Genomic DNA, 17145 nt, shown 5'->3' with positions numbered 1-17145 from the left:
TCACTCCGCCTTGACCAGTTTCTTCTGGAGCATCTTGACAATCTGTTTTTTCACTTCCTCAAACGAGCCTTTGCCGGTAACGCTGGCGGCGCCCGCGTGACCGCCGCCGCTACCGTTGAACTGCTTCCCCAGTTCCTCCATCATCTCGCCAAGGTGCAGCCCCGTCTCCTTAAGGAACTCAGGACTGGCCCGGCCGCTGACCCGGAACTCCCCTTTTTCCTCAGAACCAACGAAGGCCACATCCGCCCCAATCCGAACCAACATCCCTGCGGCGTCACCCTCGAAAGAACCTAGGTCCGAAAAGACGATCAAGCGACCGTTTATGCGCTGCAGCTCGGAGCGCCCAGCGGCCTTGAGCATGGCCACTCTCCGGGAGAGGTCATCGGGTGGCTTGAGGAGGTCCAGCGCCCGATTGTAATCCGCCCCAGCCTTCAGCAGCCCCTCCACCACCGCGAAGGTGTCTGGATTGGCAAACCTGAAATGGCCGGTGTCACTGATGACCCCCACCAGCAGCAGCGAGGCTTGGTCGGGCGTCAGCTTGACACCCATCTCGGTCAGAATACGGTAGATGAGTTCCGACTCCGAGGTGATGTCCTCACGAACATAGTAGAACTTTGCCAGCTGCCTCATTTCCTCCACGGGTTTGTGATGGTCGATAACGGCGAAGGGGATGCCGGAATCCTTAAGCTTCTGGCCGAATTCACCCAAGTGACCGAAGCTTGAGGTATCGACGAAGATGGCCAAGTCGAAATCAAGCTCCGGATTCACCCCAATCTTCCGACTAAAGCTGTTCAAGACGGCCTCAGAAATCGCTGCGAGATCGTCGGCAGCCGCGGCCTTAACCCGGCCCCCCAGTCCGGCCATAGCCTCGGCCAGAACCACGGCGCTGGCCACGGCGTCGGGGTCGGCATTGCGGTGGCAAAGCACGACAATACGCTGCCCGCTGCTAGCAGCTTGGATTAAAAAGTCTGCCGCCTCCCTCATCTGGCCCGCCTAGCTCGCCAAGCCCTCTGATCCCTGGCCCTTCAGCGCCTCGTCAATCTTGGCCTGCATCTCCCGCAGGCGCTGGATGGCACGCTCACTCTGGCGCTCCAAGGTCTTGATCCTCAGGTCCAGTGTTTCCTTCTGCTCGGCAAGGCTCTTCTGAAGCTCGGCCTTGTTGACTTTAACCAGAATCGTCCCCACGCTCTTGTAGACCACGGTGTCTTCGGGCAGTTTAGCCAGTTCCTCGTGTGCCCTCTCAGTCTCGCGCAGCAGCAGTTCCAGCTGCTGTCGCTGGTTCATCAGTATCTGCGCCTGCTGTTGCGCCTGCTGAAATTGGGCCAGCTGATGCCTTAGCTGCGGCGAAAGTTTATCCATCTCTTTTCCTCCTTGGCTCCAACATGTCGCGCGCAACAATCGCCCATCTTATGAACGAGTTGAGCGCTGCACGCAGGGCCGCTGTGTCTTTTGCATCTACCTGCAAAAATAAATCATTTTCTCTCCGGAAGATCTTTGCCCGGCACCGGGAGGTTGCCGGCAGCTCCTCCTCCGGGGCAAGGGCACGTCTCACCGCCTCAGCCTCACGGGCGCTCCCAAACTCCAGCCTTACCACGGCGCTGGCCCTCTCGGAGCGCACCATCATCACACCTCCAAATTTGCCCCTCGAAACAGGGGGCCAAAAGAGGCTACCGACAACACTGGTCCCACTTCCTCAGCACACGGCATGATCCTGAAACGTATTTTTAAGCCACCGTCTGAAGTTAGAAGAACTACGGGCCCCGACTCAGGCAACCGATCCGTACACTCGATACTCAGAACCCGGCTCAGCCATCGGGAAAAATTGAAAGAACCCGGATCACCAGCGTAAATCTTTAGCCCGCCAAAATTCTTGCCCTTGATCTTTACCCGATTAACCGCTACTCCGGCGAGCTTCATCGACGCGTTCAGCCACTGCCAGGTGCCCCCAACTTCAAGAAATCGCATCTCGCTTGGTCGATCTGAAGAACTGTTAATGATGATCACGCGATGGTGGCCCCTCTGCCTGGCCAGCGCAGCTACTTTTTCTATTGTCTTGACACCCCGCGGCACATACTCGCTGTCTGGCAGGAGACGAGCCAGCTCTCTGCCCAGAATCCGGGCGAGATGGCATGGCCGCCTCGAGGTGGTTAATAGCATAGCTTTACCAATTATCTTTGAGCCAGTCAAATTGAACGCTCACCGCGCCTTTACTTTGCGGATAACATCCCGGCGCGGTTTGTAAAGTATTTTCGAGCCGCAATAGGGACAACGCGGCCGGTTCTCCGGAAGCTTCTCCACCATCCTGCCGCATTCACCGCATCGGTACACTAGGCTCCCTCCTTTGGTGGCGACTTCTCGGCCGGTGCCGCCACGGCCGCCGGAGTGTATGCCCCGCCGGCAAACTTAGCTCCGCAGCGGCGGCACTGCCAGATTGAGGAACATGTCCTTCTGACCTTCAGTGCCCCGCAGCTAGGACACTTGTAATCCTGCTTAAGTTTTTTCTCAACCTCGACCACGAGCTTCCTGACCTTGGTGCCGTAGCGAGGACCGAACCTGCCCGCTGACCCAACCTTCTTGGTTCTGGGCATCGGCTCACCTCAACTTCTCCCTAAGCTCCATCCCCTTAGCGCTGGCTAAATCATAGGCCTGCTCCAGCTCCTCACGGGTAAAGTACCCCCTGCCTCCCTTCTGCATGGAGCAGATGCTGCCGTCCTCAATGGTAGTTATCGTCAGCCTAGCATCCATAACCCTCTCCTCGTCCAAACAGGGATCGACCACCAGCCTGTCGTCTATTTTGGCCACGGTCACCGCCACAGGTAGCTTAGACAGGGGGAATCCCGGCAGCTTCCAGTCCTCATCCTGCGGTGGCTTCACATCGGTAAGCGCGGCTATGGCGGCAAGGGCCGAGGCATCGATGAGCCCGCCGTCGTGATCCAGCACGTCGATGTCGATGAAAACCGACCAGACATCCTCTCCCGGCTTTATCCCCAGCTTTTCCAAATCAATGGCATCCGATTCCCTGATGCCACGGTCGACCACGCGCGCCAGTTCAATGGCCTCAACGCGCGGCGGTCCGGGCTCAAAGGTGGGCGAGGCCAGCGGCAGCAGCTCCGCGTTCACAATCAAGACCCCGCTCCCAGGGGTGTCCGGAAAAGGCTCCGCATGCATCAGCTTGACACCGACGAGGACCTGGGTCTTGCCCAGCTTCACCTTCGCTGACCCGTTGGCGGTCTTTATCACGCCCCTTTCCACCACCACTTCCCGGAGCTGGTCCAAAGCGCGACCATCGACGCGCTTGCCCTGCTTCACCAGATCGATTATGTAATCCCTTTTAACGCAGGAAATTATTTCATCCATAGCTACTCGCTCTCCTTAATGGCATACTTCTCCTTTAGCGCTTGCCGTTGCACCTCATAAATCTTCTCACATCCCTTGAAGGCAAGGTCCAGAGCCTGCTTGAACTCCTCCTTGGTGAAATGCCCGTCCATCTGCAGGAGTGTGACCACCTTCTTCCGCGGTATAATCGCCACGGGCATGTCCGTCGTCCCAAACTGGTCCTCCTCCTTCATGAGGTCTAGGACGATGGTATCGTCTATCTTGCCCACCGCCACCGAGGAAACCAAGTCCCTCATCGGCACGCCGGCATCGGCCAGCGCCACCGCGGCCGCGTTAATTCCCGCAGTTCTGGTCCCGGCATCAGCCTGCAACACTTCAATGAAAACGTCGATGACCGACCTCGGATAAAGCTCAAGGAAAAGCACGGGCTCCAGCGCCTCCTGGGTAACCTTGGAGATCTCCATCGACCTCCTGTCCGGCCCTGGCTTCTTTCGATCCTCTACCGAAAACGGCGCCATGCTGTACCGGCAACGCAGCACCGCCGCGTCCGGCTGCTGATCGTGCCTCGGATGCATTTCCCTCGGTCCGTAGACTGCGGCAAACACTTTATTGTTTCCGAGCTCGACGTATGCGGAACCGTCGGCCCGCTCGAGAACTCCTGCCTTTATTTTCAACGGCCTGAGCTCGTCAGGTGCTCGGCCGTCAAGTCTTTTTCCATCTATCAACAATTTTTCCGGTTTTTCCATTCAATTTCCTCCTGATTTTTCTTTCTCAAGCATGAGCGACACCCGGTCGGTGAGACCAGAGGTGTGCGCCTCGCGCTCGATCATGAGTATTGCCTCCACGGCTAGGTTAATCCTTTCTGGGTCCTTCCCCCAGATTATTATCCTTCCGTTCTGACCCACGGCAAGGGTACAGCCGGTCTTTGATTCTATCACCTTAAGCATCGACCCCTTGCGCCCCAGCACCCGCGGTATCTTTGCCGGCGAGATCTCCACCAACTTGCCACCCTTGATCTTACCCATACCGCGACCCGGGGTTTCCAGCAGCACCCGCATATACTCGTCGACCTCCTTAACCAAGGCAAGCACCACGTCACCGATGCTGAGGAACTTGCTTATGTCCTCTTTGTTAAGGTCAACCTTGCGATGCACCAGCTCGGAAACGAACAGGTTTGCCGTGTAAGGCGAGTTAATATCGAGTATCCAGCCCGAGGAGTGGTTGTCGATGACGACCCCGATGACGAGATCGCCGACATGCGGTATGTAGCGTCCTTGGAGAGGGATCACCCTAACCTTGTCTCCCTTAACATCGGCCAGCCCCACCACTGCCGAGTAAATCTTGTCGCCCTCGCGGTAAGATCCCTCGAGGTGCCGATAATCCCCTTCCGCAATCAACTGCCCAGGAACCACAATCTCCCTATTCTGAACGTAAATCATCACAACACCTTGGTCTCGACCTCACCGCGGGTCAGGTCGTTGAGCCTGTCGAAGAACTCCCCCTGCACTCCGGCCGGTATTTCCACCACCACAGCCCATGAGCCGTCATTGAGCCACTGTTCCTGTTTCACCGTCCCAAACTCCCTCACCGTACGTTGAACCCGGCCCACATAGCTGGCCGGAATCCTTATCGCCACCCTTTTCGTCTCAAATTTCAGCGGCAGAATCGGTGTTAGCGCCTTAACTATCTTGGGAAGCTGCTCCTCGGCGCTCTTGTACTCGTCTATCTGGACCTTGGCCTCGTTGATCGCCGACTCAATTCTCGCCGGCGGATGGGGCAGCCCCGTCTGCGGGTTGACTGCGCGTCTGGAGATCATGGCCACCACCTGTCTTAACCTCTGCTCGCGCATTCTCCGTCTCTGCTCCGTGGTGACCTGAACCTCCCCCCGTTTCACAATCTGCTCGGCAACCTGGAAAACGTCGGTGGTTCCAAACACCTTTTTAATCATTTCCTCAGAGGCTACATCACCCTTTTTCGAGTCCTTGAAGATCTTGTCGCTCGCCAACAGGCTGCGCATATCCACGGTGCCCCCCTGTCTGAGGCTTAACGCCAGCTCGGGATCAACCAGCACCTCAAACGTCGTCCCGTGGCTGGAGAGCCTTGCCACAACAGCGTCCTCTAACTTGACCATGGCCCGCTACTCCTTCGCGGACTTGGTCTGCGGCTTAGGGCCCAACTTCTTAATATACTTGGCGATTTCCTCATTGCTCAGCTTCTCAAAACGCCCTGTTTTCGCAGGAATAACCGCCATTTCCACGTTCTCCTCAGTAAACTCTCCCTCAACTACCAACCGAAGCGCCTCCAACGCGAGGAGGATGGCATCTTCAAGCGAAAGCTTCTCGTCATAATTCTTTTCAAAGAAATCGGTCACCGTTTGAGCTCCACCACCGATTGCCTGGCACTTGTAAGCTGCCACAACTCCGCTGGGATCTGTCTCAAAGAGACGCGGTTTTTTGTTATCGACACCTGCAATAAGAAGTCTCGCTCCGAATGGCCTGACGCCACCGTGTTGTGTGTAGAGCTGCTTGGTGTCACCGATGCGCTTGGCAAGAGATTCCACACTTATCGCCTCGTCGTAGCGCAAACGGTTAATCTGGGCCTCTATGCGCGCGTGATCTATTAAAACGCGAGCATCGGCAATCAGACCAGATGCCGCCGCCCCGATGTGCTCGTCCACTTGAAAGATTTTCTCTATCGAAGTCTCCTCCACTAGCTTACTACGAACCCTTTTTTCCGCAGCCAGAACCACTCCTTCATTTACCTTGATTCCCAGGGCCGTCAGCCCGCGCTTGACGGCCTCTTGGGCGTATTGAACCTGGAAGAGCTTACCATCTGGGCTGAAGACTGTAATTGCCCTGTCATAACCTGCTCCAGGTGGTACAAACGCCATATACATCAACCTTGCTTAAACCTATGACCCTGATTCAATAACTGTAAGATATAGGCATATTTAACGTTAGCGGCGGCCGCGGGCGCTACCTCTGCCGGCCTGCGATGATCCAAACTTTCTTTTTGCGGTTCTAATCGTGCCGGAGACGCCAACAACTCTCATCGGAATTCCGCGCTCGACAATCCTTTTTTTAAGTTCGTCCAAGAGATGATGGCGGCAAAAAAGAATCCCCCTCCCCGAATCTACGTCATAAAAAACTGTCCTGACCCCATTTTGATTCGCCCTCAACTCTTTACGAAGCAGGACAACGGTTTGGTCGAGGTTTAGATGTCCATCGACAACTTCAAAGACTACGTATCTCCGCCTACACCTCATGATTTCTACTGGCCTCCAGGAATTCCATCACCCTAGCCACAGCCACGTCACGTTTGGCGGGAAATGAAATCACCTTGAACTTTATATGGATTGACTCACCCAGCTCGGTGAGAACCAGCCTGCCCTCGCACGCGGCCTGCTTGTCAAACCTGAGGTAGAGAAAACAGGAATCGTCAATCCTTTCCCGGACCGCTTTTCGAAGATAGGAGACTGCCGCTTCGTCCATCTTCATCTGAATTGATCGCCACAGTTCCCTCAGCTCCTTCTTCTGACCAACCCTGGCCTCAAGAACCGAGATGGGGTTTCCGTGATGTCCGGTCAGGTGTGACTTGCGCACCTCCACCGAGGCGGGTAGAAAACTTCTCAACAGTTCCAGAACCTTCTGCTCGTCCTCGGTGGCATGCACGTGCAGACTGATTACCACGCTGCTGAAGGGAAACTCCATCAACTCACTTTATTCTCTTCCGGGCTCTCACGCTCGGCCTCATGCGCTCCGCGCCCTTGCCCTTCCTAGTCAGCCCGCGGGCCTTCTTCCCGGCATGCGTTAGCCCCCGGTAAACACGGCCCCGGTGCTTCCTAGCCGCTATCCAGCCCAGCTGAGGGTCGCTTTTAATGGCCGGATGATGGGGGTCGAGCATGATGACTTCGTAATATTTGTGAGTGCCATCCTCAGCAACCTTGTAGGAGTTAAGAACCTCGAGGTTGGGGCACTTCCTCGCCGCCCTCTCCTCGGCAATGAGCTGAATGCTCTTCTTGGGCACTATCTTCAAAACGCCCATGCGCTTCGGCCTTCTCCCGCGCGAGGGCCTCTCCTTTCTCCTGCCGCCCCTTCTGACCCGGACCCTAACCACGACGACGCCCTGCTTGGCCTTGTAACCCAGCGCTCTCGCCCGTTCCGGATTAGTTGGGCCCTCGATGCGCTGGATGGCTGGGGCCCTGCGCCATTCGGACAGGCGGCTTCGCAGCACCACCGATTTTTCCGTCGCCAAGTGAACACCACCAAAGTTACACTATTGCTTCCTTTATCTTCTCCGATATAAGGATGGCTGCCTCCCTTTGGGCCTCGTGGGTTGAGGCGCCTATGTGAGGCGTCAGGATCACGTTCGGCAGCTTCAGCAACGGGCTGTCCACCGGCGGCTCGCGGGAAAAGACGTCAAGGCAGGCGCCCGCGATTTTGCCGCTCGAAAGGGCCTCGACCAAAGCGTTTTCATCAACTATTTCACCCCGAGAAGTGTTAATCAAGACGGCGGTCGGCTTCATCAGGCTCAGCTCCCTTTGTCCTATCAGGTACTTGGTCTCCGGCGTCAAAGGCAGATGGATGGTCAAATAGTCCGCCTGCCTGAGAACCGTGTCCAAATCGGTGTACTCGCATGCGGTCTTGGCAACAAACTCCGGATATATCACGCAATCCTGGGCAACTATCCTCATCCCAAAGGCGACCGCAAGGGCACCGACCCGCTGTCCAATCTTGCCCGTGCCGATGATGCCCAAGGTCTTTCCGCGCAGCTCTGTTCCCATCAGCTCAGATTTCAACCACTTCCCCTGCTTCATGCTGAAATCCGCCTGTGGCAAACGCCTAGCCCATGAAAGCATCAGGCCCATTACCAGCTCGGCCACAGCCTCGGTGGGGGCTTCTGGAGTGTTAAGAACTTTTATTCCCCTAGCCTTCGCGGCCTCAACATCGATGTTGTCAACGCCCGCCCCAGCCCGACCGATGATGCGGAGCTTCTTTCCAGCTTCAATTACCTCCAGCGTTACCTTGGTCGCGCTTCTGACGACCAAAACCTCATAATCCTTGATCTTTTCTAAAAGCTCCGGAGGCTTCAAGCCAATAGCCACATCAACACTGGCGACCTCCCTGAGCCTCCTGATGCCTTCTTCATCTATCTTGTCCGTAATCAGAATCTTCACCATCAAATCACGCTTCCCCAGTTTAACTTTTCCCTCTTTTATAGCCGTCAAAGTTAAAAACAATTTCTACAGAGCTGTTTTTCTTACCGACCCCGGCTGGAAACTATCTTGATGATGTCGCGGTCTTTCAGCTCATAGTCCTCCCCCAGCCTGCGCTTCGTCCGTGCATCAATCGCATAGAGGAATGCCTCACCCAAATCGGTGTGAATAGTGTAGGCAAATTCCCGCGCCGTGGTTCCTTTGCGGACCAGAAAGGCATCGGGAAGGACATTTCCATTCTTGTCCGTCAGCTTGTGCTCGTCATCAACAGGATAAACCACGATCAGATTCAGAAGCTCATAAACCGCCCGATCCACCACCTGCTGAACTCCCGTCGAACCGAACTTTTTCAACAAGGCCGAGATCTTTTCCAGCGCCATTTTCTGCTGCTCGTTCAGCAGCTCTGGCTTTAACAACTTAAACTCGGAATCACCCGGATGATATTCAACTATCCCTTTCTCCGCCGCTCGCCGCAAGACCAATTCGGCCTCGGCACAGGTGGGCACAACGATGTAGCCGCGCTTCCTCAAACGCGCGATGTTTTCATCCGCAGTGGAGACATCCGCCTTGTTGGCCGCAATCATGATCGGCTTGCTGACCTTACGCAACTCCGCCACAAATCTGAGCAGATCATCCGCCGTCCACTTTTCCGGATTGGATTGATCTAAGGCCGCCAGCTTGAAGGCCCCATAGACGTGACCGTGCTTCACCCCTAAACCGCTGAGGCGGTTCGTTATCTCCTTAACCAAATCCAGCTTCTCGTACTTGGCCCGGCGAGCAAATTTGGGCCAATCCTTGGCGAGCAGCCCTCGAATCCACATCGCAATTTCGACCTCAAGAAAATCGATGTCCTTCAACGGGTCATGAGTACCGGGCGGGCAGGGCCTTCCCTCCGCGTCGGTGGCGCCAGAAGCATCTATTATGTGAATCAAAGCTGCGGCCATGCGCAGGTTGTCCAGAAATCTATTCCCCAGCCCCCTCCCCATATGCGCGCCTTCAACCAGCCCGGCCACGTCGATGATTCTGACAGGTACATGGCGCACGCCGTTAATGCACTTGGAATTCTGCGGATTGCAGACAACGTTAAACTCCCGGCAGGGACACTTGCTCCGGACGTAAGTTACGCCGACATTAGCATCGATCGTAGTGAAGGGATATCCCGCCACCGGAGCATTGGCCAAGGTCACCGCGTTGAAAAAAGTCGTCTTGCCCGTGTTGGGCTTGCCGACCAATCCCAGCTCAAGCACGATTAACCCTTCGCCACCCGATCGTAATATCCCGGCTCCTTGTGGCTGCCGAAGCTGTTCAACCCGCGCTCGACCAGCTGCCTGCGGAGCCTCTTGGCATGATCTTCATCTATCTCCTTTCTGCCCTCAAGGTAGTTTATTATCTCCAGCGCCTGCTCCTCAGTCGAGCATCTGCGGATGAAATCCACCGCCGTCGGTTGATAACCGTGATCAGAGCAGGCCGCCCGTTCCCCCTCGTCAACGGTGCTCCTAACGGAGTTTATCCTGATGCTCCCCTTGCCTCCGAGCTCCCGGGCCAAGTTGGGGTATTTCTTCCTGAATTCTTCCTCGGAATAATCTCCCATCTCACCACCGTGTCTTTCGAGGCCACCTGTGCTTTTTGATAACCGGCTCGGCTATCACCAACGTGTTTGGCTCAACGTCCTCATAGACAACCGCACCTGGACCGACCGCGGCGTTCGGGCCTATCTTGACACCTGGATTTATCATGGAGTTAACCCCTGTTTTAACATCATCTCCAATCACCGTTCCAAGTTTCTTCCTCCCGGTGTCAATAATTCTCCCGCTAATCTTCATCTTAACCGCGCTTTCATCCAGACGCAGGTTGGCGATGGTGGTGCCGGCCCCAAAGTTGCACCGGCTCCCGATGATGCTGTCCCCTACATAAGAGAGGTGAGCCACATTGGTGTGGTCCATGATAATGCTGTTCTTTATCTCAACACCATTGCCAATTCTAACATAATCACCAACGCTAGTAGCTGGGCGGATAAAGCAGTTGGGGCCGATGTCGCAGTTATTGCCAATGTAGGTGGGCCCCTCGATGTAAGAACCGGACCTGATCCTCGTTCCCTCACCCACATAGACGTTGGATTCAATGTAAACACCGTGTTCAATCTTTCCGTGGATTTCCCCCTTTAGATTCCTGAGGAAGTATTCGTTGGCCACGAGCAAATCCCAAGGCCGACCGATGTCTGCCCAGAGCGCGAGTGGGGAGGTATAAACTTCCCCGCCAGCATCTATCATCATCTGAATCGAAGAAGTAATTTCATATTCCCCGCGTTTGGATTTTTTGGTTTTCCGAATAAAGTCAAATATCTTGGGATCGAAAACATAAATCCCGGCATTGGCCAGACGGCTCCTCACGCGCTTGGGCTTCTCAACAATCTCGGTTACCCGGTCATCTTTAACAAAGACGATGCCGAACTGGGCCGGATCCTCGACCTCAATCGTCCCCATGAGGCAGGAAAAGTTCCTCCGTTCACTCAGCTTCTGATAGCGGGCAATGAAAGCGTTTAAGGATTCCTGATCCACCAGCGTGTCTCCATTCATTACCACAAAGCGTTCCTCACCCACAAAATCCTCGGCCAGCGAAACTGCATGTGCAGTTCCAAGCAGCTCCTTTTGGTGCAGATAGTCCACGTGGACGCCGAAGCCAGACCCGTCTCCATACCTTTCCATTATCTGGTCCTTGCCAAAACCCACGACCATCGCGACCCTTTCCACTCCGGCGTTGCGGAGGAGTGAGATCACATGATCCAGCGCCGGCTTGCCCGCCACCGGTAGCAGAAATTTGGGTTTGGTGAACGTTAACGGCCTCATTCTCGTGCCTAGGCCTGCCGCTAAGATTACTGCCTTCATCCTTATCACCATTATTGTGGTGGCTAGGGCTAATAAAACGTTGAGAATTAAAAACCATTGCGATAAGAGCATTTCTCCTTTATAAACCTCCTTTCTCAAAAGGCCTGATGGGAGAGCCTGAAGCTCGTCCACTACCAAACCCTCGAGGCCGTTACTCCCGACGAGCTGAAACTGCTGTTGAGAATTAAGGAAAAGTTTAACGAGAACCGAAGCTATTGGGAACGCATCAAGCTCTGGCGAAAATCCGATCTCTTGAACCACTTGGAGCCCAGCGGAGCTAGATGGGGGTTCTCAAGGGTAAAAAACGAGAAAGATAAAATGCAACTGCTATCGGCAATCAGGACGATGTCGCTAGCAACACCCCGGTTGACTTGGATTATGTACGATGAATCCAATGGTGGGGACGAGATTGTGCTGAAAGGCGGCTCTTCGGTGGCTTAACGGCTCAAATTAAGACGCGACAATTCTTTTTTGTCTGGCCAGCTTAGTCTCTCCTGAAGCTAAATTTCACTTGAAGCGCTCAGAAAGGATAAAAATTGAGCTTGAACGTGATTACGGTTAGATGACATCGCTGAAGAAACTTGTCGATAGTTATATGGAAAAGGTCATCGGCGTGAAAAAACTCTGCGACCGGTGCCTAAGAAGCAGGCGATGGGGAGGAAACGTGGTGCTCATGGTAGTAGATGCAGCCTTCACCTCAATCGGGTTGAACTACTTTACGGCTGTCGTTCCCAAAGTCACCGAATTCAATCAAAAAATTTGTGAAAGCTGGCAAGATAAAAAATCTCTCCGATCTCGCCGCAGCGGATATTAACGAGCTCAAAAAATTATGGCGAAACGAAAGATCATGGAAAGTCGCTAAAGAAATCGCCTCCTATCTCTCTGAGTTGGCGACGACAGAACTGCGCTTCGAAGCTGGGCGAAAAGCTCCCAGCTAGAAAAATGGCGTGAAGACCCCATCGGCAAAATCAAGGGGGTCGGCCTGATCACCTTTCAATACCTGAGGATGATGGGCGGTATCGACACCGTGATGCCGGACAAAATCGTCAAGCGGGTAATCAACGAAATCCTAGTGCTCGCGGGCGAACAACCGGTAAATGATGATATTAAATTTATAAAAAAAGCCGAAGAGGTCGCTGCTGCCTGCGGATACCGGCCGATAGAGCTCTGTTGGATGACCTGGCTCATCCAACCGGAGGGGAAAATCATAAGGCTGAAAAAAATATCGGAAAATCTTTTCCATGATTTGAGGCCGTCGAAACGGATAAACATGCTGCGGTTGGGATAAATTTGGGTATTCTATGCGGGTAATCGATTGTCATGCCCACCTTGAAGAAGTGCCCAATCTGGACCAAGAACTAAAAATCGCCAAGGAGAACGGAGTGGCAGCTGTCATAGCAGTCGGCGCTGACGAAGATTCCAATAAAGCCGTGCAAGATATTTCCCAACGGTATCCCAACTACGTACTTCCCGCCTTGGGCCTTCATCCCTGGAACCTGCGTGAAAACATCGAAAGAGCAATCCGGTCCATCGAGGAAAATATTGAAAGATGCATTGCTCTGGGTGAAGTGGGATTAGACTTCAGATATCAAACCCCAAAGGAACTACAAATCAAGGCGTTCTCTCAGATACTTGATCTGGCTGCGCACTACGACAAACCGGTTATCATCCACTCCCGCTGGGCCTGGCGGGAAGCATTCGAGATGGTAGATAGAGCCGGAATCGACAGGGCGGTTTTTCACTGGTACAGTGGCCCGCTGGATGTTCTCCAAAAAATCATCGCGCGAGGTTATTATGTCTCGGCCACGCCTGCAGCTGAGTTCAGCGAGGCTCACCGAACGGCGATCAAAGCGGTGCCGCTCGAACAGCTGCTGCTTGAAACCGACTCTCCGGTAAAATATCGTGGCGTTGCCGCCACGCCCAGCCACATAATCAAAACGCTGAAGGCCGTGGCCCAGCTGAAGGAGGTCGAAGAGGCCGAACTATCTGAAAAAACGACAGAAAATGCATCCCGAATTTTCGGAATAAAAATCTAAACCTAACGCATCTTCTTCAAGGCGCCTATTGTCGCCTTTAGAATTTCCTCCGCCCGCCCAGGAGTTCTCGCTTCAGCCGTCACCCGGATGTACGGCTCCGTGCCCGAAGCCCTGACCAGAACCCAGCCATCAAGGAAATTCACGCGAACACCGTCGACTTTGATCACTCCAATTGCTTCGCTGAATTCCTTCACCAGCCGCTTAGAAACCTGAGCCATGATCTTGCTCTTTCGGTCCTCGGGACAAGCAATTTTTTCTCTAAGCATGAAGTAATCGGGCAGTGGCTCAAGCTGTTGGGAAATCTTCGTTCCAGAAGCGTCCAAAAGCTCCAGCACTTTCAAAGCGCCAAGTAGACCCTCGGGAGCCATGCTGAAGCTTGGGAATATCCAAGCCCCGCAAGGCTCGCCCCCGAAAACGGCGCCACGGCGGTTGATTTCAGCTGCAACGCTGACATCTCCGACTTTAGTCCTGACAACCTTGCCCCCAACATCGGCCACAACCTCATCCACAACATTAGAGGCGTCTACGGTGGTAACTATCACGTCTCCTTTCTTGGCGACTTGATTCGAGGCCATGATTGCCAGAACTTCATCGCCAGAGGCCACCGAACCTTTTTCACTGACGATGACCACCCTGTCGGCATCTCCATCGTGAGCAATGCCCAAATCCGACTCCGTCGACCTCACCACGCGACAAAGCTCGACCAAGTTCTCCGGGCTGGGTTCAAGAGGCCTACCCGGGAAAAGTCCGTCGGGTTGGGAGTTCAAAGAGACCACCTTGCAACCCAACTCGCGGAGGAGCCTCGGGGCCACCACGGAGGCCGCCCCGTTGCCACAATCAACCACGACTTTGTACTCCTTGGAGATCTCGACCATGCCGGCAAGCGCCCCGATATAATCGGGGATAATATCTAGATCCTCCACGCCGCCGATCTCATCCCATGAAACCTGATGCCATTTTTTTCCAAAGTAAATCCGTTCCACCCTGTCCTCGAGCAGTGAGGTGTAGGCCATTCCGGAGCCATCGAATAACTTGACCCCATTGTACTCGGGCGGATTATGAGAAGCGGTAATCATCGCTCCGGCTTTGGCCCTCAAATTTCTAACGGCAAAACTGACCGCCGGCGTGGGCACCACACCCAAGCGCTTGACATCGCATCCACCCGAAAGGAGTCCAGAGATCAAACAGCTCTCCAGCACATCGCTAGAGGTCCTAGTGTCTTTGCCGACGACTACCGTCCCTGAATTACCCAAAAAGGAGGCGAGCGCCTGTCCCAATCCCATGACTAGCTCAGGAGTAATCCGCTCCCCCACCAACCCGCGCACTCCGGAGGTTCCGAAGAGCCTTCCCATACAACCATCCGGATTAAAAATAACCTTACGGGCTCTTAACCTGCTCTGGAACCGGCTCGCTTAGCACCTTGCTCTTGTAAACCTCAACCCGGCGGATGGGGCAGTACTTCTTAGCCTCCTTGTAGATGTCGGCCGAAAGTTTTCCCAGCACAGCCTCCTGGACGAACTGGTCTAGAGTTCTCTCGGCCGCTCTGGTCTCGACCACCTTCCTCATGTCCTTGTGGATTAAATCAAGCTTCGTGCTCTGCACCCTCCGCAGTGTGGTCACCATCGAGGTGACTCGCAGCTTGTAGCCATCCTTAGTAGTCACCGTCGCGATGTCATCAACCTTGCCGGCCCTCCTTCTCACTTGACTCCGGATGTAGTCGCGGGCCATCTCGTGTCCGATGAACTTCGTCAGCGCCTGTCTGTCCCTGACCTCCTTGACTTGGAAATACAGCTTGATGTGCGACTTGGAGAAATCCTCGATGAGGTCTCCCAGGGTGGTCTCAAACACCCGGCCTATCAGCTGCTCGGGCTCCGAGGCCAGGGTTTCCCCGATCTTCTGGCTGCCAAACATCGGTGGTGCCACTACCTCGAACCATTCCTTCTCCCGCCAGGTTTTCTTGATTATTCGCTTTTTTTCCTCCGCCATTACTCAACCACCTTTGGAACGGGAGGCAGCTTGCCAACCCGTTTTCTCACCGGCTCGGGCCACCGCGCAGGTTCAAAGCCGTGCTGGGCGAGGAACGCCACCACCCAGCGGCTCATCCCGAAGCCGCAGCAGCCCGTCCAAACCTGCCGACCTTTGACCTCCTTTATTTTAAAGGTTTCCACGAACTTGGTCTTATGCACGTTGTATGAGCCTATCTCAAGCCAGCTGCCGTCGTAGGGCAAAAGAACCTCAATATCGTAGGTGGCCACCTTGCTGCTGTCGCTGCCATCGCCGACCACACCCTCCCTCATGTAAAATGGCGTGGCGACCAAGAGCCTCCATTCCATCTCCAGCAGGTCCACCACCTTGGTGCTCCGATCGACCACTGCATCGCGGATTGAAACCACGTCCTCCGGAGAGCCGAGGAAGACGAGCTCAATGCGTTGAAATTCCTGCGTTCTGATCAACCCCTCGACGCCGCCGCCCTCCCAGCGGTAGGTCCAGCCGCTGCGATCAAACTGTTTCACCGGGAGGTCCTCAAGCCTGACGTGGCTGGAGGCGAAGCTCTCGTAGAAGGGCTCACATTGGGCTGGGGCCAGCACGTAGGCCGGCTCCTTCAGTATCTTTTTGAGCTCCTCGACCGGGATGCGCTTGGTGAGCTTGATCTTCTGTTTGAAATCCTTAAAGGCCTCGGGGTCCCGCGGTGGCGGTGCAACGTAATACATGCCCTCGGGCACGCCATCGAGATAGCCCGGCATCCTCTGCATTACCTCGAGCGGTATTAGCTTGGGAAACATCACTTCCTCAAAGTTCAACGGCCGGGCCACCTCTTCAATTATGATGTCCTCAATCGCCCGAAACAGCTTTGCATACGGTCCCTCGTAAATCCACTGGCCGCGACCGGGAAAGTCTCGAATCCAGCCCAGCTTCCTAGCGACATCAAATGGGTTTTCCCGGAAGGCATGTGAACGCTTAGGTCCCTCTCTAATGACTTTAGGCTCAGCGGCGCTAACCGATGTTCGCGAAACAGCTTCCTCGACCATCGAAACTAGTCGGTCCACCAGCCTGCCTCTCAGGTCGGCCTCGCTGAGTCCCGTTAGGTGTATCTCAACCGAGGATTCTCCCACCGTCACCTCATAGGGCAGTTTCTTTAGCTCGGCCACTGCCTCCGCTGGTGCCTCCGCAATCGGTAAAACTATACGGTAATCACTGGCCGTTATTCCCCTAAGACCCATCTTATGCTTCTTGCCCAGCTCGGTAGCTAAAACTTTGGCTATCCTGAGCAAAGCGTCGTGCGCCCTAACGTACCGCCCAGACTCTATCTCCAACTCAAGCTCGCTTCCAGCCACGTGCCAACCGACTACCCTCGCTGCCTCAGTCTCCTTGCCCTTTGGCGCCCCGCGGCTGAGAACGGGTTCGGCTCCCTTAATGATGGAACTGATTTCACCGGTCAGCCCAGATAGTTCGCTGCTGAATGCCAGCTTGCCTTTGAGTTCAAATCTCACTCAATCGCCAAAACCTAATTATCAAAAGGCTATGAAAAGCTTGCCCTTGGGCAAAATCACCCTTGCTCCCACATCATCTCCGAAATTCTGCATTGTTGCACAAATAAACGCGAAATCTCCTGCGCAAGCTCCGGTTTGGCTCATCGAGCCAATTCTTGAAAGGATTTCATCGACCGACGCTC

The 17145-nt window shown here is 54.6% G+C and carries 22 protein-coding genes and 1 pseudogene; 3 read left to right on the top strand and 20 right to left on the bottom strand.

Annotated features, from left to right (window positions below; translation table 11 throughout):
- The 17 genes and pseudogenes from ACP5PX_RS01425 to glmU all read right to left on the bottom strand — a co-directional run bounded on the left by ACP5PX_RS01425 (position 1) and on the right by glmU (position 11442).
- Positions 1–984 (bottom strand): DHH family phosphoesterase, encoded by a 984-nt coding sequence (locus ACP5PX_RS01425; protein ID WP_428083252.1) that lies wholly within the window; start codon positions 982–984, stop codon positions 1–3.
- Positions 985–993: 9 nt separating this feature from the next.
- Positions 994–1359, bottom strand: coding sequence for a prefoldin subunit beta (locus ACP5PX_RS01420; RefSeq protein ID WP_428083250.1), 366 nt, complete (start codon positions 1357–1359; stop codon positions 994–996).
- Positions 1352–1624, bottom strand: coding sequence for a KEOPS complex subunit Pcc1 (locus ACP5PX_RS01415; RefSeq protein WP_428083248.1), 273 nt, complete (start codon positions 1622–1624; stop codon positions 1352–1354). The genes ACP5PX_RS01420 and ACP5PX_RS01415 overlap by 8 nt, the downstream gene beginning before the upstream one ends.
- Positions 1624–2157, bottom strand: a complete 534-nt coding sequence (locus ACP5PX_RS01410; RefSeq protein WP_428083246.1) for a hypothetical protein — start codon at positions 2155–2157, stop codon at positions 1624–1626. Before ACP5PX_RS01410 ends, ACP5PX_RS01415 begins: the two co-directional genes overlap by 1 nt.
- A 39-nt stretch (positions 2158–2196) precedes the next feature.
- Entirely contained in the window at positions 2197–2328 is a 132-nt protein-coding gene (locus tag ACP5PX_RS01405; protein WP_428083244.1) for a DNA-directed RNA polymerase subunit P, read from the bottom strand.
- Entirely contained in the window at positions 2328–2588 is a 261-nt protein-coding gene (locus tag ACP5PX_RS01400; RefSeq protein ID WP_428083242.1) for a 50S ribosomal protein L37ae, read from the bottom strand. Before ACP5PX_RS01400 ends, ACP5PX_RS01405 begins: the two co-directional genes overlap by 1 nt.
- A 4-nt stretch (positions 2589–2592) precedes the next feature.
- Positions 2593–3357 carry an exosome complex protein Rrp42 gene (rrp42, locus tag ACP5PX_RS01395; RefSeq protein ID WP_428083240.1) on the bottom strand — a complete coding sequence of 255 codons (765 nt, stop codon included), beginning with the start codon at positions 3355–3357 and terminating at the stop codon, positions 2593–2595.
- Between the two features lie 2 nt (positions 3358–3359).
- Positions 3360–4082 (bottom strand): exosome complex exonuclease Rrp41, encoded by a 723-nt coding sequence (gene rrp41 / locus ACP5PX_RS01390; RefSeq protein WP_428083238.1) that lies wholly within the window; start codon positions 4080–4082, stop codon positions 3360–3362.
- A complete protein-coding gene (gene rrp4 / locus ACP5PX_RS01385; RefSeq protein ID WP_428083236.1) occupies positions 4083–4775 on the bottom strand; it encodes an exosome complex RNA-binding protein Rrp4 in 693 nt (230 codons plus the stop codon).
- Positions 4775–5467, bottom strand: a complete 693-nt coding sequence (locus ACP5PX_RS01380) for a ribosome assembly factor SBDS (RefSeq protein WP_428083234.1) — start codon at positions 5465–5467, stop codon at positions 4775–4777. The genes rrp4 and ACP5PX_RS01380 overlap by 1 nt, the downstream gene beginning before the upstream one ends.
- 6 nt (positions 5468–5473) lie before the next feature.
- Positions 5474–6226 (bottom strand): archaeal proteasome endopeptidase complex subunit alpha, encoded by a 753-nt coding sequence (gene psmA, locus ACP5PX_RS01375; RefSeq protein ID WP_428083232.1) that lies wholly within the window; start codon positions 6224–6226, stop codon positions 5474–5476.
- 364 nt (positions 6227–6590) lie between these two features.
- On the bottom strand, positions 6591–7046 hold the full coding sequence (locus tag ACP5PX_RS01370; RefSeq protein WP_428083230.1) for an RNA-binding domain-containing protein: 456 nt from the start codon (positions 7044–7046) through the stop codon (positions 6591–6593).
- Positions 7047–7050: 4 nt separating this feature from the next.
- Positions 7051–7569: pseudogene (locus ACP5PX_RS01365) on the bottom strand (50S ribosomal protein L15e); the annotation flags it as partial.
- 37 nt (positions 7570–7606) lie between these two features.
- Positions 7607–8515 (bottom strand): hydroxyacid dehydrogenase, encoded by a 909-nt coding sequence (locus tag ACP5PX_RS01360; protein ID WP_428083228.1) that lies wholly within the window; start codon positions 8513–8515, stop codon positions 7607–7609.
- An 80-nt stretch (positions 8516–8595) separates the two neighbouring features.
- Positions 8596–9798: a redox-regulated ATPase YchF gene (locus tag ACP5PX_RS01355; RefSeq protein WP_428083226.1), complete on the bottom strand. Its 1203-nt coding sequence runs from the start codon at positions 9796–9798 to the stop codon at positions 8596–8598.
- Positions 9799–9800: 2 nt separating this feature from the next.
- Positions 9801–10142 (bottom strand): DUF2095 family protein, encoded by a 342-nt coding sequence (locus tag ACP5PX_RS01350; RefSeq protein WP_428083224.1) that lies wholly within the window; start codon positions 10140–10142, stop codon positions 9801–9803.
- Between the two features lies 1 nt (position 10143).
- Positions 10144–11442 (bottom strand): bifunctional sugar-1-phosphate nucleotidylyltransferase/acetyltransferase, encoded by a 1299-nt coding sequence (gene glmU / locus ACP5PX_RS01345; protein ID WP_428083377.1) that lies wholly within the window; start codon positions 11440–11442, stop codon positions 10144–10146.
- 171 nt (positions 11443–11613) lie between these two features.
- Between glmU and ACP5PX_RS01340 the strand changes: the two genes are divergently transcribed.
- The 3 genes from ACP5PX_RS01340 (at position 11614) to ACP5PX_RS01330 (ending at position 13472) form a co-directional block, all read left to right on the top strand.
- A complete protein-coding gene (locus ACP5PX_RS01340) occupies positions 11614–11877 on the top strand; it encodes a hypothetical protein (protein ID WP_428083222.1) in 264 nt (87 codons plus the stop codon).
- A gap of 565 nt (positions 11878–12442) precedes the next feature.
- Entirely contained in the window at positions 12443–12724 is a 282-nt protein-coding gene (locus ACP5PX_RS01335; RefSeq protein ID WP_428083220.1) for a hypothetical protein, read from the top strand.
- Between the two features lie 13 nt (positions 12725–12737).
- Positions 12738–13472: a TatD family hydrolase gene (locus ACP5PX_RS01330; RefSeq protein WP_428083218.1), complete on the top strand. Its 735-nt coding sequence runs from the start codon at positions 12738–12740 to the stop codon at positions 13470–13472.
- Positions 13473–13474: 2 nt separating this feature from the next.
- Here ACP5PX_RS01330 and glmM read toward each other — a convergent pair whose 3' ends face one another.
- Genes glmM through serS form a run of 3 tightly spaced genes read right to left on the bottom strand, consistent with a single transcriptional unit; the run spans position 13475 to position 16963 of the window.
- Positions 13475–14824 (bottom strand): phosphoglucosamine mutase, encoded by a 1350-nt coding sequence (gene glmM, locus ACP5PX_RS01325; protein WP_428083216.1) that lies wholly within the window; start codon positions 14822–14824, stop codon positions 13475–13477.
- Positions 14825–14849: 25 nt separating this feature from the next.
- Complete coding sequence (locus ACP5PX_RS01320) at positions 14850–15458, bottom strand: 30S ribosomal protein S3ae (RefSeq protein ID WP_428083214.1); 609 nt, start codon at positions 15456–15458, stop codon at positions 14850–14852.
- Entirely contained in the window at positions 15458–16963 is a 1506-nt protein-coding gene (gene serS, locus ACP5PX_RS01315) for a serine--tRNA ligase (RefSeq protein ID WP_428083212.1), read from the bottom strand. The genes ACP5PX_RS01320 and serS overlap by 1 nt, the downstream gene beginning before the upstream one ends.
- Positions 16964–17145 lie beyond the last annotated feature (182 nt).

Origin of the sequence: Hadarchaeum sp. (SeqCode), assembly GCF_049969415.1 — an archaeon.
Lineage (GTDB): Archaea > Hadarchaeota > Hadarchaeia > Hadarchaeales > Hadarchaeaceae > Hadarchaeum.
The sequence above is the reverse complement of the archived record's forward strand: the minus strand, read 5'-3'. Positions and strand labels throughout refer to the sequence as shown.

What these genes read in the sequence shown, in the direction of transcription:
- ACP5PX_RS01425 (WP_428083252.1), bottom strand. Translation starts at nt 984, where the DNA reads ATGAGGGAGGCGGCAGACTTTTTAATCCAAGCTGCTAGCAGCGGGCAG.
- ACP5PX_RS01420 (WP_428083250.1), bottom strand. Translation starts at nt 1,359, where the DNA reads ATGGATAAACTTTCGCCGCAGCTAAGGCATCAGCTGGCCCAATTTCAG.
- ACP5PX_RS01415 (WP_428083248.1), bottom strand. Translation starts at nt 1,624, where the DNA reads ATGATGGTGCGCTCCGAGAGGGCCAGCGCCGTGGTAAGGCTGGAGTTT.
- ACP5PX_RS01410 (WP_428083246.1), bottom strand. Translation starts at nt 2,157, where the DNA reads ATGCTATTAACCACCTCGAGGCGGCCATGCCATCTCGCCCGGATTCTG.
- ACP5PX_RS01400 (WP_428083242.1), bottom strand. Translation starts at nt 2,588, where the DNA reads ATGCCCAGAACCAAGAAGGTTGGGTCAGCGGGCAGGTTCGGTCCTCGC.
- rrp42 (WP_428083240.1), bottom strand. Translation starts at nt 3,357, where the DNA reads ATGGATGAAATAATTTCCTGCGTTAAAAGGGATTACATAATCGATCTG.
- rrp41 (WP_428083238.1), bottom strand. Translation starts at nt 4,082, where the DNA reads ATGGAAAAACCGGAAAAATTGTTGATAGATGGAAAAAGACTTGACGGC.
- rrp4 (WP_428083236.1), bottom strand. Translation starts at nt 4,775, where the DNA reads ATGATTTACGTTCAGAATAGGGAGATTGTGGTTCCTGGGCAGTTGATT.
- ACP5PX_RS01380 (WP_428083234.1), bottom strand. Translation starts at nt 5,467, where the DNA reads ATGGTCAAGTTAGAGGACGCTGTTGTGGCAAGGCTCTCCAGCCACGGG.
- psmA (WP_428083232.1), bottom strand. Translation starts at nt 6,226, where the DNA reads ATGGCGTTTGTACCACCTGGAGCAGGTTATGACAGGGCAATTACAGTC.
- ACP5PX_RS01370 (WP_428083230.1), bottom strand. Translation starts at nt 7,046, where the DNA reads ATGGAGTTTCCCTTCAGCAGCGTGGTAATCAGTCTGCACGTGCATGCC.
- ACP5PX_RS01360 (WP_428083228.1), bottom strand. Translation starts at nt 8,515, where the DNA reads ATGGTGAAGATTCTGATTACGGACAAGATAGATGAAGAAGGCATCAGG.
- ACP5PX_RS01350 (WP_428083224.1), bottom strand. Translation starts at nt 10,142, where the DNA reads ATGGGAGATTATTCCGAGGAAGAATTCAGGAAGAAATACCCCAACTTG.
- ACP5PX_RS01335 (WP_428083220.1), top strand. Translation starts at nt 12,443, where the DNA reads ATGATGGGCGGTATCGACACCGTGATGCCGGACAAAATCGTCAAGCGG.
- ACP5PX_RS01330 (WP_428083218.1), top strand. Translation starts at nt 12,738, where the DNA reads ATGCGGGTAATCGATTGTCATGCCCACCTTGAAGAAGTGCCCAATCTG.
- glmM (WP_428083216.1), bottom strand. Translation starts at nt 14,824, where the DNA reads ATGGGAAGGCTCTTCGGAACCTCCGGAGTGCGCGGGTTGGTGGGGGAG.
- ACP5PX_RS01320 (WP_428083214.1), bottom strand. Translation starts at nt 15,458, where the DNA reads ATGGCGGAGGAAAAAAAGCGAATAATCAAGAAAACCTGGCGGGAGAAG.